Raw genomic sequence first — 16029 nt, forward strand, 5'->3', positions numbered from 1 at the left:
GATATTCCCGGTACTAGGAGGGTGCAATCGTGAAACTTCAATCGGCCTACATCTATTTTGTGAATGGCTCTACCGCCCAATCTGCAACTATTGAAGACGTGAAAGCCAAGTTTACGCGATATATGGACATGACCGCTAAAACAGGGCAGCAACTCGGCTGGTCCTATCAAGAGGCAGCGTTTCCATACACCATAGAAGAACGTCCGGAAGGCAAGGAATCGTGGTTCCTCCTCAAGGGAAAAGACCCGAGCATGTACAAATCGATCGTGGTCGGAGTTGGCAGCGCCAACGAAGATGGCACCGAGAAGCATTACATCCAGATTTCGCTCCCGGAAGCTGCCACGAACGGAGACATGAACAAAGCCAACGAATACTGTCGTTACTTGGCCCGCGACTACAAGGCGGAGCTGCATTTGTTCAACAAACGCGTCCAATATTTTCAACCTCGCAAACCGTAACCATGAAGCAGCAGGCTCTGACCTGCTGTTTTTTTACGTCTGCATGCGTGCGCTGCTTTCCTCGCGGAGCTTTTTTCGCTGCGCCCGGCATAACATGGGTACAGATAGCCGAATTTGCCAGTACCCACCGCCAGAGGTCAGCGACGACGAAAGAGGTGAAAAGCGTATGGAGCCGCAAGCATTCATCGAGCTGGTGGCAGGCTCCGCCAGGCAGTCTTACTTGAATTATCACATTTTCCCTTCCATCACGATTGCGCAAGCCATTTTGGAATCAGGCTGGGGGCAAAAAGTGCCTGTTGATTCGACGACAGGCCGCTCCTCCTACAATTTGTTTGGCATCAAAGGCACAGGCCCCGCCGGATCGGTCACCACCGTCAGCAAGGAAGTCGTAAACGGGGAAACCGTGTCCCACCCATCCGAGTTCAAAGCTTACTACAACTATCAACAATCCATCGACGATCACGCCCAGTTTCTGCTCAAGCCCGCATACAAAAAAGTGCTGATGGCCCAGACGCCGCAGGAAGCTGCCCAGGCGCTGTCAAAAGCCGGGTATGCCACTGATCCGCAGTACGCCGACAAGCTGATTCGTTTGATTCAAAATTACAATTTGAGCGCCTACGATCAATTTACGCCTGAAGAGCCATCCCCTTATCCCCCCTGGAAGCTCGATCTCGGCAAACGGGCATTGCGCGAAGGTTTGATTACGTCGCCGGAATGGCTCGGCAAGCTGGATGAGCCGCTGCCTGCCTGGGCGGTCTTCGCTATCGCGCTTCGTCTGCTGGACAAACAGCGCCAAGTGCCATAAGCCATCCGCCGCAAAAATAAAAGCCCCGTTCCAGCCACACGAAAACGTGGGCCAGCGGGGCTTTTTCCTTATAAGAAAACGGGTACTACTTCCTATGCGGCTTCCTTGGATCACACATCCAAACAGCCAAATCAAACGAGCACGTTGATCAAATCATTTGAGATCTTGACAGCGAATAGAACCTTCCATCCACCATCCGAATGCCGAGATCGACGCAATATTCCAATCCTTGCGTGACTCCGTACAAAATCCATTCGGAAGAGCGGTGATTAATATCAAAATCAGTGTAAAGGTCTGTGCCATCGTTACGGATCTCTTTGCGCTCAGTCACGTCAAAAAGGCGCAGGACAAACGGCAGTTCGGCAAAAGGTATCGCAAATTTCTTCTCCACTTCCTGCTCGAACTCCTTCGTCATACTCCACTCTGCCTGAATCGAATGCTCATCTTTCCAGGCAATGTGTATACTCGGGCCTTCTACATCCGTGGACGATCGCGGGGGATTTGTCTCCATCTGCTCCCATCGTTCCTTTCTTTCATGTACTTGCTTTCAACATGTATATTGGTTTATTCAGTCTATTATACCATGTGACCAAGCCAAGTGGGAACGTTTCCAAGCCATTTAATTTATCGCCCTACCGTAAAAGTGTTTTCGCCTACTACGACATACGTAGGGAACTTCTCCGACTTCATTTGGACTTGCACCTTGTAATTGCCGTAGTCCTCCAGCTTGGTCGAAACAAACGGCTCGGCGAAATAGAAGCTGTTCGCGTTTTGCGTCGAATACTTCAGCTCTTTTCCTCTGCTTACTTCTTTGCCATCCGGTCCGATCAGAACCAGTTGTATACGCAAGTCTTTGGCGACGGGAGCTTCGTCCACTTCGACAAAGACGTTGAAGGTGCGCGGAACATTTTTGTCACTGTAGCCTTTGATCGGGTTGCTGAACACGATTGTTTTGTTGCGTGTCTGCTGAATCCCTTCCAGGACAATGATGTTTACATTGGGCTTGACTACTTGCAGCTTTCCTGTTTTCTGATCGTAATCGACGAATCCGCCAAGCTTATTGACCAACGATTCAATCGAATCAGCTTTGGAAGCCGGCATGTCACTCGCAATCGTTTCTGAGCCGACAAATACGCGCAACGCACCTTCTCCCAAAGCAGCGGTAGTCCCGACTCCCGCTACAGTCAGCGCCAACAAGGCCGATAACCATGCTTTTTTCATGTCATAATCCTCCTGTATGTGTGCGCGGCAGCGCTTGTTCTTCCGGAATTTCTTCTCTCTAGTTTATACGTGAAAAACGGCAAATAGTTGTGGTGCAAAGACAAGTTTTTTCAACAATATCCACAGAATCCACAAGCAACGGCCGCACAGGAAGAAAGACTTGTTCACCATTTTGTGAATAACCACTCCGGACTCTTGACAATGCGGGCATATGGCCGTCCGCACACTATTGGTATTGGCCGATAAAAAAAGAACGGCCAGCACAGCCGCTCTTCTTTTGCCGTCGCACGCTAGTCTTGCTGCGAAAGCCAGGTAAAATACCGGGAGACGAGACGAATCGCGACTTCGATCGCTTCCTCGCTCGGCTCGATTTTGGCATGATGCAAGCCGTAGGGGGTATGAACGCCCAGCCAGAACAAAAAGCCGGGAATCTCTTGCAGGAAGTAGCCGAAGTCTTCTCCGGTCATCGCTTCCTTGCAGGCGATCAGCGTCACATCCTCCCCATGCTCGCGCACCCAGTCCATGAACGCTGTCGTGAGCTTTTCTTCGTTGTACACCTGGCAGTAGCCCACGCCGTAGTCAATGGATGCTGTACAGTCAAAACCGGCCTCGATCCCTTTTACTAGCGATTCAATCCTCTCCTTGACCAGAGCCATGGACTCTGTCGAGAACGTGCGAATCGTCCCTTCCAGCCGCGCCTTCTCGGCGATGATGTTTTGCTTGGTTCCGCCCTCCAGCTTGCCGATGGTCACGACAGCGGAATCGAGCGGGTCGATGTTGCGCGAAATGATGGACTGTAGCTGCGTCACCAGATGGCTCCCGGCAACTACCATGTCATTTGCTTTGTGCGGGAACGCCGCATGTCCGCCTTTTCCGACCAAATCGATGTACAATTCGGACGTGTTCGCAAACAAAATGCCCGGCTTTGTAGCAATATGCCCCACAGGGTACTCGGGAGCGATATGCAGGGCAAAAATGCAGTCGGGCCGCCAGAGCGCAAACTCTTCGCTCTCCATCATCGGCAGGGCGCCGCCTGGCCCTTCTTCCGCCGGCTGAAACAGGAACAGCAGGTGATCTGCGATCGGCTGCTGCACAAAATGCGTCAGCAGCCCGAGAGCAATCGCCATGTGCATGTCGTGTCCGCACGCATGCATATACCCTTCATGCAACGAGCGAAACGGATAGGACGTCTCCTCTGCAATCGGCAAGCCGTCCATGTCAGTCCGCCAGGCAATCGTCCGCTTCGGATTGGTTCCGGCAACCTTGACCAAAATCCCGGTGCGCCATGTCTTGATCTCCAGCCGATCTTGCGGAAGCTTCTCCAGGTAATCGAGCAAATACTTTTGCGTTTTTACCTCTTGAAAGCCCGGCTCGGGAATTTGGTGCAGATCGCGGCGAATTTGGGTAAACAAAGATGTCGTCATCGCTTACACCTCCCCTTTTGCCCCTTGAAGCTCAGCCAGTTCCGCTGCAAAGCTTTCCAGGAAACGGTCTACGTCTTCCTTGGTCAAAGTGAGCGGCGGCAGCAAGCGAACAATCGTTTTTTGCGTCACATCCACGAGAACTCCCCGATCCAGCATGGCTTGCTGCAAGCGGCTGACCTCTTCGGGAGCAGCACTGAGCGGGATTCCCACCATCATGCCTTTGCCGCGCAGCGCCTGAAGCTGTTCCGGGAGGCGCTCACGCAGTGCTTCCAGTCCAGCCCACAGGTAGGCAATCACTTCGTCTACGCTCGCTGCAAATGCGGGATCGAGCAGTTCGTCCAGCACGACATTGCCCAAAGCAGCCGAAAGCGGAGACGGCGCAAAAGTCGTGCCGTGATCTCCCGGCTTGAACTGGTTCATCAGCTTCGTCCCGGCAATGACGCCACCGAGCGGAAGTCCGCCGCCTACTCCTTTGGCAAACAGGATCAAATCTGGCGTCACGCCTGCGTGCTCGTAGGCAAACAGTTTTCCCGTCCGTCCCATGCCTGTCTGGATTTCATCCATGGCAAACAGCATGCCTTCCTCTTGGCAAATGGTCGCCACCTCGCGCAAAAAGTCTACAGACAAAGGCACGACACCCCCGGAGCCAAGAACAGGCTCCATCAGGACGGCTGCTGGCTTTGCCTCGCGACAGATGGCGCGCAATCCGGCTGTGTCCTCCGGATCAAGCTCGTACACGGGAAAATCCGGCTGCGGAAAATCTTGATAGACGTGCGCTTGCCTGGTCAGCCGAACGGCGCCCAGCGTCCTGCCGTGAAAACTGTTGCGCAAGACGACGATCCCTTCGCGTCCGGCTCCGTCGGTCTTCGTCCATTTGTGAATCATTTTGATCGCGGACTCGGTCGCCTCTGCGCCGGAATTGGTGAAGAACACTTTTCCCGGGATCGTCTGCTCGACCAGCCGCTTGGCCAACAGGATCGCCGGCTGGTTCAAAAATACGTTGGAAATGTGCAGGAAACGTTCTCCCTGATCGCGCAGCGCCTGAACAATCCGCGGGTGGGAGTGGCCCAGCACATTGACTGCCAGGCCCGTAAACAGGTCCAAATACTTGTTGCCCGCTGTATCGTACAGGTAGTTTCCTTCCCCTTTGGCGATCGCGATAGGCAAACGTTTATAAGAAGAGACGATGTATTGTTCGTCGAGCGTACGCCAGTCCATGTGAGCTCTCTCCCCTACAGCTGACGTAGCTCCTGCTTGATCTCCGTCTTGGAGCGAGTTTTGTCGTCGATTTGTTTGATGACACGAGCAGGTGTGCCCGCAACAACCACGTATGGCGGCACATCCTCAATCACGACCGCGCCTGCTGCTACGACCGCGCCTTTTCCTACGCGAACGCCTTCGAGGATAACCGCATTGGCACCGATCACGACATCGTCTTCGACAACAACCGGCTGTGCGGAAGGCGGCTCAATAACGCCTGCAATGACAGAACCAGCGCCGATGTGGCAATTTTTCCCGATTGTACCGCGTCCACCTACAACCACGTTCATGTCGATCATCGTGCCTTCGCCAATTACCGCGCCAATATTGATCGAAGCTCCCATCATGATCACCGCGTTGTTTCCGATGGTAACCTGGTCACGGATGATCGCGCCCGGCTCGATGCGAGCCTGGATGCCTTTTGTATCGAGCAATGGAATCGCGGAATTGCGGCGGTCGCTTTCTACCACGTAGTCCTCGATTTTGTCGGCGTTTGCAGCCAAAACAGGCTCGATCTCTTTCCACTCGCCAAAGACGACGCCAGTAGAGCCAGTGATGAACGTTTTTGCGCTGGCACCGAAGTCAATGCCCTCCAGATTGCCTTTCACGTATACTTTCACAGGTGTTTTCTTTTCGCTTTTTTGAATAAACGCGATAATTTCATTTGCATCCATCATGTTCACAGGTAAATCCTCCTTTTTGGTCAAAACCTTGCCTTGTTTAAATTGACTAAAAAAAGCAATGAGTGCATTCGCTATCTCATTGCTTTCCAAACTGCCCAAGCAAATCGTAAATAGCGCTCCACAAGAAGACAATCGTCTTTTGTGACAGGATGTTCATTGTTCATGAGCCACCCCAGCCGCTGCTGTTCGAGGGGAACAACAACCGCTTCGGCGCTTTAGCCTTTCCTCCTTTTCCCGCCCCCCGGCAGATGACGAAAAGATGTACTATTCTTCGGCGCACCTCTATTTAGACTTCCAATATTATAATTTCATTTAACTCTACCAAAATCATTCCCATGTGGCAACAGCTTTATAGAAAGAAAAAAAATCATTGACAACGAGAATCATTTTCATTATCTTATTTTTGTGAGAATGATTTTCATTATCTTATTTGGAGGGTTTCAACCTTATGAGCCGCATTTTGATGGTTTACGCAAGCATGACTGGAAACACACAAGAGATTGCTGAAGCGATTGCTGAGGGTATTCGATCCACAGGAAAAGAGCTGGAGATAAAAGAAGTGATGGACGCAACAGCCAAGGAACTTGAGGACTACGATGGCATCCTGCTCGGCGCTTACACTTGGGGCGACGGCGATCTTCCGGACGAGTGCCTGGACTTCTACGAAGAGATGGACGACATCGATCTGACTGGCAAAAAAGTAGTCGCATTCGGTTCCTGCGATTCCGCTTACGAGCACGTTGGCGCTGCCGTAGATACTCTCTTGAAAAAAGCGAGCGAGCGCGGTGCGGAAACACCACTTGAAGGCTTGAAAATCGAGCTGTCCCCTACAGCGAAAGAAGTGGAAACCTGCAAGGCGTTTGGCGTTTCTTTCTCCGAATTGCTGGGCTAAGACCAGAAGGCCGCTGAAAAGAAAAAGCCTTTCCACTTAAATCAAGTCATGGTACAATGTCGATCCGACTTTTTCCAGGGAGGATTGATATCATGACGCTACATACAGAAACGGTCTATCTGCGACCTCTGGGCATGGACGACGCAGCCGAGCTTCTTGAGCTTCGGCTGCGTAATCATGCTTTTTTGCAACCTTTTGAACCGATTCGGTCGTCTTCCTTTTTGACGCTCACGGGCCAACAGGAACAAATCGCCCAGGCGGAAAAAGACTTTGCCGCTGGCACAGGCTACGCTTTTGGCGTCTTTCTGCGCGAAACGGACGACATGATCGGCCGTGTTGCCCTGTCAAACGTCGTACGCGGCGCCTGGCAAAACGCAACCATCGGTTACTTCATGGATCAAAGCTGCAACCAAAAAGGCTACACGACAGCCGCCGTCAGGCTCGCTCTCGCTTTCGCCTTTCAAGAAGCCGGTTTGCACCGCGTGCAAGCCGCTGTCATGCCTCGCAATACGGCCTCTATTCGCGTTTTGGAGAAAAACGGTTTTCGCAAGGAAGGGTTGTCCTTGCACTACTTGCAGATCAACGGCGTGTGGGAAGATCATCTGATTTTCGCGCTGACAGCCGAAGACCTGGCTTAATCACGCTGCGCTGTTTCTTGTGCCCGCAATCGCTCCAGGATTCGCCGCTTGCGGTAAAGCATTCTCCCCGCTTCGGCGACATCCTGTACGGTTGAACGATTCAAGTACGCTCCGAACAAAATACCCGCAATCGGTACCAGCTGAAACAGCTTTTTCCACCCGAAATTTTCGGTGTACGTCACGACGACCTCCCGCCAGCCTTGCAATTGCGCGATGACGTCTTTCTGCGCAGCTGGCTCGTCAAACCGGGAAAGCTCAGCCAAAATCGCTTTTTTCCCGACAATATCCGAGGAAGCAAATTGAAGACACTTGACCACGAACAGGCGCTCTCGCTTTTCTTCTGGCCGATATCCGTAGCAGAGGGCCATTTCTTGCAACACTTTCAACGAAGTGCCCAAAAGCAACGGAATGTCGATAGCCAATGTAAAAATTCCGCCGATCCCCGTCGTCGCACCTTGCACCGTGGCAAAAGTCGCCCGCGACTCTTTCAGATTAAGAGCCACTTCATCCATGAGCACAAGCGGCGCTCCTGCGACCTCTTCTGCTCGCGGCTGCCTCGAACCGGATTGCTCCTGCTCAAGCCGCTGAGCGAACTTGCTGTAAATCGCCGCATCCGAAACGAGATACGTCCCTCCCGTTTCAAGAAATGCCGCCATCTCGTCTACTGCCGTTCCCAGCTTATCCCTGACGAAATTCGGCGTTATTTTATCCAGCCAGACGAAAGGAAGCCTGCCCAGCTTTTCCCAAAACCACAAGTCGTTTTGATCTTTCTCCCATGCTTCTACCTCTGCCAGCTCCTGCTGCAAATATGCTCTCGACTCCATCTGTCCCAATCCCTCCCACACCTTTCCGCTCTTCCGTTTCTATTGCTCGCCGCGCTTTTGCTTCCATAAGCACTGATTGCGAAGCAGCTGTTTGATATGCTCCCGCAACTGCTCAGGCGTGGAAAAGCGTGCAAATTCCTTACTGTCTGTTACGATTCCCAGCTTCAAATGTTTCACTTGCTCCCCTTCGATGCAAAAACCGAACTGTTTCAGAATGGCGATCTGTTCACTGGTCATCTCGCTTGCCCTCCCCTTCGAGCACTTTTCCCAACAAAAACCCCCCTGCCAACTGCAAGGGGGACGTTTGCTTATTTCACTTCTACTTTCAGAGACATGGTTTCATTTCGTTCCTGGACGTTCAAGTCTTTCACGTATTTTTTGTCTTTTAGCACAAGCGAGCAAGTCTTGTACGTAAGATGGTTGGTCACCTTGATTGTGTAGACGCCTGCTTTTCCGTCGTTGTCCTCGATAATTTGCCGCAAATCGAGGGATGACATTCCCTCATCTTCGTATTCATCATCCGGGTCTGACTCGAAAAGCGCGATTTCCTGTCCTTCATAAAACACTTGAACCGTGTTGTCGGATGAAATCGTCGCTCCAACAGTCGTCTGATTGGAGCCAACTGGCGTCTCTCCGTACGTCCAGACGAGGTTCGGCATGTAGTAAGCCGTGCCGTTGCGCCCCGTTCCATCCCGAAGCTTTTTGTTTCCGCTGCGTTTTGCGTACGTAGCTTTTAGCCGCAGCTCTCTGTCATTGTCCAGCTCTGCCAAGGAATTGACTGAAATGGTCTGCCCGTCGCGATATTCCTTGCCGCGATTGTTGATCAACAGCAGCGGCGATTGGGTAGGAGCCAAGCCTGATTCATCCTTGTCGCAGGCGGGGACAGCCGGGATTGGCCGGACATCTTCAATTACTTGAATATAGCCGCACCACGACTGGCGAGGCTCCCGCTTGCTGTAATAGTTCACCTTGAGTCGGCCTGGCTTGTAGCTGGACAGCAGGAGCGCTGTATGATCCCAGTTCAGCTTCGATTCATCCACCACCACGTTGTCAACGGCCCAGAAGCCCGGCCCTTCGTCGTCTGACGCTTCACTGCCATGCTCCACATGCTCCGCCGCTGTCGCCAGCCAGATCACATGTACAGGTCTTTGGTAAAGCTTCACGGTAATATCGGACGAGGACAAATTTTCCCGCTCGACCATCATCGAGGATTGCGCATTTTGCTGCATCAGCACATCCATCGTCGCAGTTGCACTCGCTGAATCACACGAGTTGGGCGCACCGGGAACCTGAATTTTTACTTCCGTTGCTGAGCTGCCCCAGATGTTGTCAGGATTGGTTGTCTGATTCGGCTCAAAAGTGACCGTCATCGTCATTCCCGCCATCATTTCCGGAATCGCCACCTCGAAATGCTGGGAGTCGGTCAAAGTCTGTCCTGTCCCATTCGCCGACCAGCGTCCGGCAACGGGAGAATACAGCGGAACCACTCCCGGAGCCGCAGGGGCAGAGATTTGCTGGCCTTGCGAGAGCTTTTGACCATTGGCGTCCGTTCCCATGTACAGTTCCGCCATGCCGACGCGAATATTTGTCGTCCAGATGCTCATGCTCATGTCATCGGGAGTGAACACGAGATCGTATTCTCCATTTGCCAGCGTTCCCGTCGCAAAAACGGTTCCCGGTACCGCTTTTAGCTCGGCACCTGTTGCTTTGTTGGTCATTTTCCACGTTCCCGGAACCGTGCTGGCAAAATTCGTAGAGCCCATCATGCCGAAAATAACTGTCTGACGGCCGGCTGGAACTTCCTCGCCCTCAGCCTTCTCCCCTTCAAAAACGCTCGGGTAGTTTTGCGCTTCTACTTGAAAGCGCACATGCACGGTGCTTTTCTGCCCTTTGGCATCTGATACGACAAACGTGAGTGTATGCAGGCCAGCCGTCAATTTGGCAGCCGGAATGGAAAAGCGGGGAACTTGCCAACGGAACGTGCTTTGCGAAGACTGCTGTTCGGCCTGGTACTCCGGCATGGCAACACCGTCAAGCATCACCTCGCTTTTATTGAGGTTCGTGCCGCTACCATACGTCGTTTGCAGCAGGTCGATATCGAGAGGAGTATCTGGCGGAAGGATAAATTCGTCATTTTTTACCCAGTTCCACCCTCCTGAATCCTGGCCAGCCACTTGATAGTCGTTAAAGATAATCATATTGTGAACAGGCTGCGAAACGGGCTTTGCTACTTGGCTGTTTTTCTTCATAGATGTTGCAGCCCCTGCTCCCATGGCTGGCGGAGCCGATACTCCCGACAAAAAGGTGCCAGTAGCCAGACACACAAGAAGTGCTTTTACAACCCATTTTTTCACGGAATATTCTCTACCTTTCTTTGCATTCGCTGTAGTGTTTCCACTCGTCTTTCTTCGACAAAATGAGCCTGATTTCCTGTGCCGTTTGAAAAAATTCCGCGCCATGCACATAGGTAAAAACTATTCGTTTGATCATTTTTATAGATTTGATTTATACCTATAAAACTGGTAAAACAAGAGAAAAGGAGGGAGACAGATGAGTCTCACGAATCAATGGAATGCCAAGCTCTACGATGACAAGATGGGTTTTGTGTCCGCTTATGGCAAAGGACTTTTGGAGTGGCTTTCCCCCGTGCCCGGCGAAAACATTCTCGATGTAGGCTGCGGCACCGGGGATTTGAGCGCGCAACTGGTAGAGGCTGGCGCCAAGGTGACAGGCATCGACTTTTCTGCAAGTATGATCGAGACAGCCAAACAAAAATATCCACAGATTGCCTTTTCCGTAGCCGACGCCCACTCCTATCAATCAAACGAACTGTATGACGCTGTTTTTTCCAATGCGGCGCTGCACTGGATGAAAAAGCCGCAGGAAGTGATTCAGTCTGTCTGGCAACTGCTCGTTCCCGGCGGACGCTTCGTTGCCGAGCTTGGCGGAAAAGGCAACTGCGAATACATCCTCCAAGCTTTGCGGATCGCATTGAGTCGGCACAATATTTCGGCAGATGAGCGCTCTCCCTGGTATTTTCCAAGCATCGGCGAGTACACTGCCCTTTTGGAAAAGCAAGGCTTTCGCGTCACACTGGCCTCCCACTTCAACAGACCAACCACCCTGCCAGATGGCGATCAGGGGTTACAGCATTGGCTGGATTCCTTTTGCAGCCCTTTTTTCGCGGGACTGTCCGCGCAAGCGAGGACGGACATCCGCGAAGAGGTGACGGAGCTGCTGCGCCCGGCGCTTTTCCACGCTGGCAGCTGGGTCATGGACTACAAGCGACTGCGCTTCATCGCCCGCAAGGAAGCCACGCCAACCTCTTTGCAGCCGGATGCCAGCCGATGAAGCGAATTGCCTGCTTGCACGCGCACCATTCGAATATTGCGCTTTTAGCCGATGCCTTCGCCGCGCTCGACGTCGAACTTGTTCATTTCGTCGATCCGGGCATTCTTTTGCAAAGCACAGGAGCTGTTGTCCTTGCGATCGAGCAGGCGCACGCGAAACTGCGCGACCATTTGCAGTGGATGAGTCGATGTTCGGCAGACGCCGTGATCATCACCTGCACCCAGTACGCTTCTTACCTAACCCCAGAAGACGAGGCCAGTTTCGCGGTTCCCATTTTCACCATAGACGGCCCGCTTCTTCAGGAACTGTCGCTTGATCCCGGTGCGAAGCTGCTTTTGTTCAGCAACCCGGCCACAGTCGAACCGACCATGAACCGCTTGCGGAGCTACGCGCAAGCAGCCGGGAGCGATCCCGCAATCGAGCTTCACATCATCGAAAATTCGTTTGACCTGCTGATGGCAAACAGACAAGAAGCATACTGCGCCAAAATAAAGGAAGCGCTCCATCACCTTCAACTTGCCCGTCCTGGCATAGCCTTGGCAGCGGCGCAGCTGTCCATGGGTCCGGCAGTTGAGCAGTTCAGCCGCGAGACTGGCCAGCTGGTGGCTCATCCTTTGAAAAGCTTGACCTCAAACGTCTGCGAGAGACTTTCATTGACCCGCTATCGCTAAAAAAGACAACAGCCAACGCGATCCGTTTGCAAGACGGGTACACAAGGCTGTTGTCTTTTCTCGTTGCATGCTCGTGCTGTAATCCTTACATGCCTTCCGGATTCATCATCAATACTTCTTCGCCTTCATTCAGGCCATTGACAATCTCTACAAAGTCCGCGCCTTCCAGTCCGATCTCAATTTCTTTCGGTGTCGGCTCTCCAGACGACGGGTCTTTGACCATGACGGTTGCATGTCCTGCTTCCATGACCTCAACGGCATTCAGCGGCAATCGCTTCACGTTGTCTTTTTGCCCGACGTAAATATCGCAGTCACCCGTCATGCCGTGCTTCATATCGGCAGCCTCGCTCAACTCCACCTTGACGGCGAAGCGAACAGACTTGTCCTCTTTTGTCCCTTCTTTCGGAAGCTCGGTGACTTTCCCTTTGAACGGCTTGTTGCCAAAAGCATTCAAGTAAACATCTACGCTTTGGCCGAGCTTGATCGCTGGAATATCCATCTCATCTACCGCAGCTACAAAGTAAACAGAGGAAGTATCCATAATAACGGCAACTGGCTCAGAACCAGGGGTTTCGCCTTCTTTGACATTCAGCTTCGTGATGACCCCGCTGATCGGCGCTTCCACTTGCTTTTTGGCGATTTCCCGCTTTTTCTGCTCCAGGTTCAGCAGCGCTTCTTTCAAGGAAAGCTCTTTGTCTTTCAGTTCCAGCTCGGAATCGGTCAAATCCATTTTGAACAAAAGCTGTCCGCTTTTGACTTCGTCTTCCTTGTCAATCTCCACTTTTCCGATCTTGCCATGCGTTCCGGCCAAAATCTCCATTTCATCCGACAATTCAAACGGAGTGGCTTGCTGACTCATGTACAGCACCCCTTTAGGGTCTGTGTACTGAACTTGCCCGATATCTCCTGCGTAGAGTGCACCCGGCTTCTTGACCAGCACTTCGACGTCGTGAACGCCACCCACGCCTTTTTCCTTTTTCCCGATCTTGTCGACCTTCGTCACCACTCCATCCACATAATAGAGAGAGGCGGTGACAAACACCTTCACAGGCTGGCCGACGCGGAACTGATCCGCTTCAAACGCCGTAAACTTCCCGACAATTTTCAAATTGTCGGTGTTGACCAGCTTCGCTACAACCGTGTCAGGAGTAACCGAGTCTCCTTCTTTCACGAGCAGCTCTTTCACCTTCCCGGCTTTGTTGGAGACAATCCGGTCTTTCTTGTTTTTCAGCTCACTCAACTCTTTTTGCGAACGGGTGATCCCCAGCTCCAGCTTTTGCAATTCGAGCTGGGCGTCCATGCTGTCTACGGTAAACAGCACGTCGCCTTTTTTCACCGCTTGTCCTTCTTTCACGAGCAGTTTCTGCACCTTGCCGCTGCTCTCGGACCGGACTTCCTCACGCGCTTTTGCTTCCACGGTCCCGGAAGAGAAAATCGTTTTCTTCACTTCCCCTACATCTACGACAGCCGTCGGGAAGGAAGGCTCTTCTGCCGGCGGTTCTTCTGCCACCGTGTTTTGCGACTGGTAGTATGCGTAGCCACCGTAGCCGCCCCCTCCCAGAACGACCACGATTGCTGCCAGTATGATCCATTTTTTCTTGTTCATCTTCGTTCCCCACATTTCTTATTCTGATCGAATCGCTTGAAGTGCGCTTAAACGGGAAGCCCGAATAGCCGGGAAAATCCCTGCGAGCAAACCGATAACAAAGGAGAAGCCGATGGCAAACAGTGCCAGCCAGGCTGGAATGACTGCCAATTTGCTCGGTTCGCCTTCCGGTCCGCCTCCGCCATACCCCATGTTCAAACTGTCCATAATGCCGCCCGAAGCTCCGAAATAATTCACCAGTTCTACAGCGCCCCAGGCCATGCCAAGCCCAGCCAATCCACCGATCAGACCGATAAAGCCCGACTCCATCAGGAACAGCCAGCGAATGTTGAATACCGTTGCGCCAATCACTTTCATGATGCCGATTTCTTTCGTTCGCTCCAAAATCGACATGATCATCGTATTGACGATCCCGATCGTGGCTACCAGCAAGGAGATCGCCGCGATACCGCCCAAGACCATCTGAATCACGAAGAAAAATTTGTTGATCGTTTCCAGCTCGCGCGCTGGCGACCAGACTTCGTAGCCTTTTTCTTTCAAGGCTTTGACGACGCTCTCTACCTGCTCGCGCGATTCCACCTTGACGGTCATCTGGTCAAATTCGAACGTGTCTTTCTTCGCTTGCTCGCGCGTACGGCGCGGTGAGCCTTCATCGCTCTCGTTGCCCCGGCTGCGGTTGACCCAATCGTTCAGCTCTTTGACGACACTGAGCGGCACGTACACAGCGCTGGAGTATCGGAAGTTTTCCGATTTGCGCAGCTGTCCGACGACTCTCACCCGCAGTTCTTTTTTCTCAAACTTCGGTTCGTCGTCGATGCGGTATTCCCGCGTCAAAACGAGTGTGGCCGCTTTGTCGACGATGTTGAAGGCTGCTCCCTCGCCACCGCCGCCCATCATATCCGGCGGCATGTCGGACTGCCTGCCGCCTCCGGAATTTCGTCTGCGCGCCTCGCGTTTTTCTTTTTCCACATCGCGCATTTCTCTTGGAACATCGTATGCCACAACAACTTCCTGCGGAGAGCCTGTCAAATAGTTCCCTTTTTCCACATCGTTTTTCCGGTAGGCAGCCGATTCATTCACGTCTACCCCTACCAGCTCCACGTAGCCCTCGCGCCTGCCTACTTTGAGCTTCGCCTGCTCGTTCAGCCGCTTGACGGGCATGACGCTGGCGATTCCCGGGATCTTTTTCAGTTCTTGCACGGCTTCCATGTTCAGCCTCTTGCGCTGGTCATCCGGGATCGGCTCGTCCTTTTCCTGATTGTAATACATCGGCTCGACGTCCATTTCCGTCAGGTTCCCGAAGTTTTCCAAGCTTTTCACAGCGCTTTCCTTCAGGCCCAGACTGAGCGCCATCATGGCGACAATGGCCGCCGTTCCGATCATTACACCGACGGACGTCAGAGCCGTCCGCAGCTTCATTCGCCACAGATTTCTCCAGACGATGCGAAACGAATCTATTACCTTCACAATATGTTCACCTCATACCCTCGCCTACGCTGGTCTCGTCCTTTTTTGTACAACCCGGCCGTCTTGCAAGTAAATCACGCGGTCGGACTGTTCTGCTACTTCCTGCTCATGGGTAACGATGATGAACGTAGTCCCATTTTCCTTGTTCATTTCCCTCATAAGATGAAGGATTTCTTGCTCCGTCTTCGAATCGAGGTTCCCCGTCGGTTCGTCAGCCAAAATGATATCCGGCTGGTTGACCAGCGCTCTCGCAATACTGACACGCTGCTGCTGACCACCGCTCAGCTCGTTTGGACGGTGATGAATCCGCCCATCCAGCCCGACGCGATTCAAAATCTCCGTCGCTTTCGCCCGACGCTTCTTGACGCTTTCGCCCGCGAAGATCAGCGGAAGCTCCACGTTTTCCAGCGCAGTCAGGTTGGGCAGCAAATTGTACGACTGGAAAATGAAGCCCATGTTTTTGCGCCGAAACAGACATAACTGGTTTTCGCTAAACTTGGAGATCTCCTCTCCGCTTACCGTCACGCTTCCTTCTTCCGGCTTGGTCAGGCCCGCGAGCAGATTCAGCAGTGTGGACTTCCCTGAACCGGACGAACCGCACAGAGCCACAAACTCGCCGCGATTGATGTGCAGGTTAATATCAAACAGTACGGGCACCCTGAGTTTCCCTGTTCCGTAGCTGTGATTGACCCCGGTTACTGTCAGCTCTCCTTTTGTGTTGGCCATCTT

At 52.6% G+C, this 16029-nt stretch carries 17 protein-coding genes and 1 riboswitch; of the genes, 6 read left to right on the forward strand and 11 right to left on the reverse strand.

The genetic code is table 11. The features are described 5' to 3' along the window. Positions 1 to 29: 29 nt before the first annotated feature. Together NST23_RS17920 and NST23_RS17925 are read left to right on the forward strand one after the other, a co-directional pair. Positions 30 to 458 carry a DUF1885 family protein gene (locus tag NST23_RS17920; RefSeq protein ID WP_122964948.1) on the forward strand — a complete coding sequence of 143 codons (429 nt, stop codon included), beginning with the start codon at positions 30 to 32 and terminating at the stop codon, positions 456 to 458. 166 nt (positions 459 to 624) lie between these two features. Further along, positions 625 to 1263 carry a glycoside hydrolase family 73 protein gene (locus NST23_RS17925; protein WP_122964947.1) on the forward strand — a complete coding sequence of 213 codons (639 nt, stop codon included), beginning with the start codon at positions 625 to 627 and terminating at the stop codon, positions 1261 to 1263. Positions 1264 to 1411: 148 nt separating this feature from the next. On the opposite strand, the gene NST23_RS17930 is transcribed toward NST23_RS17925, so the two are convergent. The 5 genes from NST23_RS17930 to dapD form a co-directional block, all read right to left on the reverse strand. Then, positions 1412 to 1774 (reverse strand): DUF4912 domain-containing protein, encoded by a 363-nt coding sequence (locus tag NST23_RS17930; protein ID WP_063229721.1) that lies wholly within the window; start codon positions 1772 to 1774, stop codon positions 1412 to 1414. Between the two features lie 113 nt (positions 1775 to 1887). Then, positions 1888 to 2484 carry a hypothetical protein gene (locus NST23_RS17935; protein WP_173597014.1) on the reverse strand — a complete coding sequence of 199 codons (597 nt, stop codon included), beginning with the start codon at positions 2482 to 2484 and terminating at the stop codon, positions 1888 to 1890. A gap of 290 nt (positions 2485 to 2774) precedes the next feature. Next, positions 2775 to 3908, reverse strand: coding sequence for an N-acetyldiaminopimelate deacetylase (locus tag NST23_RS17940; RefSeq protein WP_173597013.1), 1134 nt, complete (start codon positions 3906 to 3908; stop codon positions 2775 to 2777). 3 nt (positions 3909 to 3911) lie between these two features. Then, on the reverse strand, positions 3912 to 5126 hold the full coding sequence (locus tag NST23_RS17945) for an aspartate aminotransferase family protein (protein ID WP_173597012.1): 1215 nt from the start codon (positions 5124 to 5126) through the stop codon (positions 3912 to 3914). A 14-nt stretch (positions 5127 to 5140) separates the two neighbouring features. Beyond that, the gene (gene dapD, locus NST23_RS17950; RefSeq protein WP_173597011.1) at positions 5141 to 5851 is read right to left on the reverse strand and encodes a 2,3,4,5-tetrahydropyridine-2,6-dicarboxylate N-acetyltransferase; all 711 of its coding nucleotides are present in this window, start codon (positions 5849 to 5851) and stop codon (positions 5141 to 5143) included. Between the two features lie 103 nt (positions 5852 to 5954). Then, positions 5955 to 6144, reverse strand: a riboswitch (Lysine riboswitch). Positions 6145 to 6299: 155 nt separating this feature from the next. Between dapD and NST23_RS17955 the strand changes: the two genes are divergently transcribed. Both NST23_RS17955 and NST23_RS17960 read left to right on the forward strand, forming a co-directional pair. Continuing rightward, positions 6300 to 6743, forward strand: coding sequence for a flavodoxin (locus NST23_RS17955; RefSeq protein WP_063229726.1), 444 nt, complete (start codon positions 6300 to 6302; stop codon positions 6741 to 6743). A gap of 92 nt (positions 6744 to 6835) precedes the next feature. Continuing rightward, positions 6836 to 7381: a GNAT family N-acetyltransferase gene (locus tag NST23_RS17960; protein ID WP_173597010.1), complete on the forward strand. Its 546-nt coding sequence runs from the start codon at positions 6836 to 6838 to the stop codon at positions 7379 to 7381. Here NST23_RS17960 and NST23_RS17965 read toward each other — a convergent pair. From NST23_RS17965 to NST23_RS17975, 3 genes are all read right to left on the reverse strand, one after another. Next, positions 7378 to 8205: an EcsC family protein gene (locus NST23_RS17965; RefSeq protein WP_173597009.1), complete on the reverse strand. Its 828-nt coding sequence runs from the start codon at positions 8203 to 8205 to the stop codon at positions 7378 to 7380. The genes NST23_RS17960 and NST23_RS17965 overlap by 4 nt on opposite strands. A gap of 39 nt (positions 8206 to 8244) precedes the next feature. Continuing rightward, positions 8245 to 8442, reverse strand: coding sequence for a hypothetical protein (locus tag NST23_RS17970; protein WP_122964940.1), 198 nt, complete (start codon positions 8440 to 8442; stop codon positions 8245 to 8247). 71 nt (positions 8443 to 8513) lie between these two features. Further along, positions 8514 to 10559 carry a hypothetical protein gene (locus NST23_RS17975; RefSeq protein WP_173597008.1) on the reverse strand — a complete coding sequence of 682 codons (2046 nt, stop codon included), beginning with the start codon at positions 10557 to 10559 and terminating at the stop codon, positions 8514 to 8516. Between the two features lie 196 nt (positions 10560 to 10755). Between NST23_RS17975 and NST23_RS17980 the strand changes: the two genes are divergently transcribed. Beyond that, entirely contained in the window at positions 10756 to 11556 is an 801-nt protein-coding gene (locus NST23_RS17980; RefSeq protein ID WP_173597007.1) for a class I SAM-dependent methyltransferase, read from the forward strand. Next, positions 11553 to 12227 (forward strand): hypothetical protein, encoded by a 675-nt coding sequence (locus NST23_RS17985; protein WP_173597006.1) that lies wholly within the window; start codon positions 11553 to 11555, stop codon positions 12225 to 12227. The genes NST23_RS17980 and NST23_RS17985 overlap by 4 nt, the downstream gene beginning before the upstream one ends. 85 nt (positions 12228 to 12312) lie before the next feature. Here NST23_RS17985 and NST23_RS17990 read toward each other — a convergent pair whose 3' ends face one another. From NST23_RS17990 to NST23_RS18000, 3 genes are read right to left on the reverse strand one after another with little or no spacing between them, the layout of a single operon-like run. Further along, positions 12313 to 13833, reverse strand: coding sequence for an HlyD family secretion protein (locus NST23_RS17990; RefSeq protein WP_173597005.1), 1521 nt, complete (start codon positions 13831 to 13833; stop codon positions 12313 to 12315). Positions 13834 to 13851: 18 nt separating this feature from the next. After that, complete coding sequence (locus NST23_RS17995; protein ID WP_122964935.1) at positions 13852 to 15300, reverse strand: ABC transporter permease; 1449 nt, start codon at positions 15298 to 15300, stop codon at positions 13852 to 13854. A 24-nt stretch (positions 15301 to 15324) separates the two neighbouring features. After that, positions 15325 to 16026, reverse strand: coding sequence for an ABC transporter ATP-binding protein (locus tag NST23_RS18000; protein WP_122964934.1), 702 nt, complete (start codon positions 16024 to 16026; stop codon positions 15325 to 15327). Between the last annotated feature and the right edge of the window lie 3 nt (positions 16027 to 16029).

It is taken from the genome of Brevibacillus sp. FSL K6-0770, assembly GCF_038000275.1.
GTDB classification, from domain to species: domain Bacteria; phylum Bacillota; class Bacilli; order Brevibacillales; family Brevibacillaceae; genus Brevibacillus; species Brevibacillus parabrevis.

Excerpts from the sequence above, each read along its gene's own strand:
- NST23_RS17925 (WP_122964947.1), top strand. The coding sequence starts at position 625 with ATGGAGCCGCAAGCATTCATCGAGCTGGTGGCAGGCTCCGCCAGGCAG.
- NST23_RS17930 (WP_063229721.1), bottom strand. The coding sequence starts at position 1,774 with ATGGAGACAAATCCCCCGCGATCGTCCACGGATGTAGAAGGCCCGAGT.
- NST23_RS17935 (WP_173597014.1), bottom strand. The coding sequence starts at position 2,484 with ATGAAAAAAGCATGGTTATCGGCCTTGTTGGCGCTGACTGTAGCGGGA.
- NST23_RS17940 (WP_173597013.1), bottom strand. The coding sequence starts at position 3,908 with ATGACGACATCTTTGTTTACCCAAATTCGCCGCGATCTGCACCAAATT.
- NST23_RS17945 (WP_173597012.1), bottom strand. The coding sequence starts at position 5,126 with ATGGACTGGCGTACGCTCGACGAACAATACATCGTCTCTTCTTATAAA.
- NST23_RS17955 (WP_063229726.1), top strand. The coding sequence starts at position 6,300 with ATGAGCCGCATTTTGATGGTTTACGCAAGCATGACTGGAAACACACAA.
- NST23_RS17960 (WP_173597010.1), top strand. The coding sequence starts at position 6,836 with ATGACGCTACATACAGAAACGGTCTATCTGCGACCTCTGGGCATGGAC.
- NST23_RS17965 (WP_173597009.1), bottom strand. The coding sequence starts at position 8,205 with ATGGAGTCGAGAGCATATTTGCAGCAGGAGCTGGCAGAGGTAGAAGCA.
- NST23_RS17970 (WP_122964940.1), bottom strand. The coding sequence starts at position 8,442 with ATGACCAGTGAACAGATCGCCATTCTGAAACAGTTCGGTTTTTGCATC.
- NST23_RS17980 (WP_173597007.1), top strand. The coding sequence starts at position 10,756 with ATGAGTCTCACGAATCAATGGAATGCCAAGCTCTACGATGACAAGATG.
- NST23_RS17985 (WP_173597006.1), top strand. The coding sequence starts at position 11,553 with ATGAAGCGAATTGCCTGCTTGCACGCGCACCATTCGAATATTGCGCTT.
- NST23_RS17990 (WP_173597005.1), bottom strand. The coding sequence starts at position 13,833 with ATGAACAAGAAAAAATGGATCATACTGGCAGCAATCGTGGTCGTTCTG.
- NST23_RS18000 (WP_122964934.1), bottom strand. The coding sequence starts at position 16,026 with ATGGCCAACACAAAAGGAGAGCTGACAGTAACCGGGGTCAATCACAGC.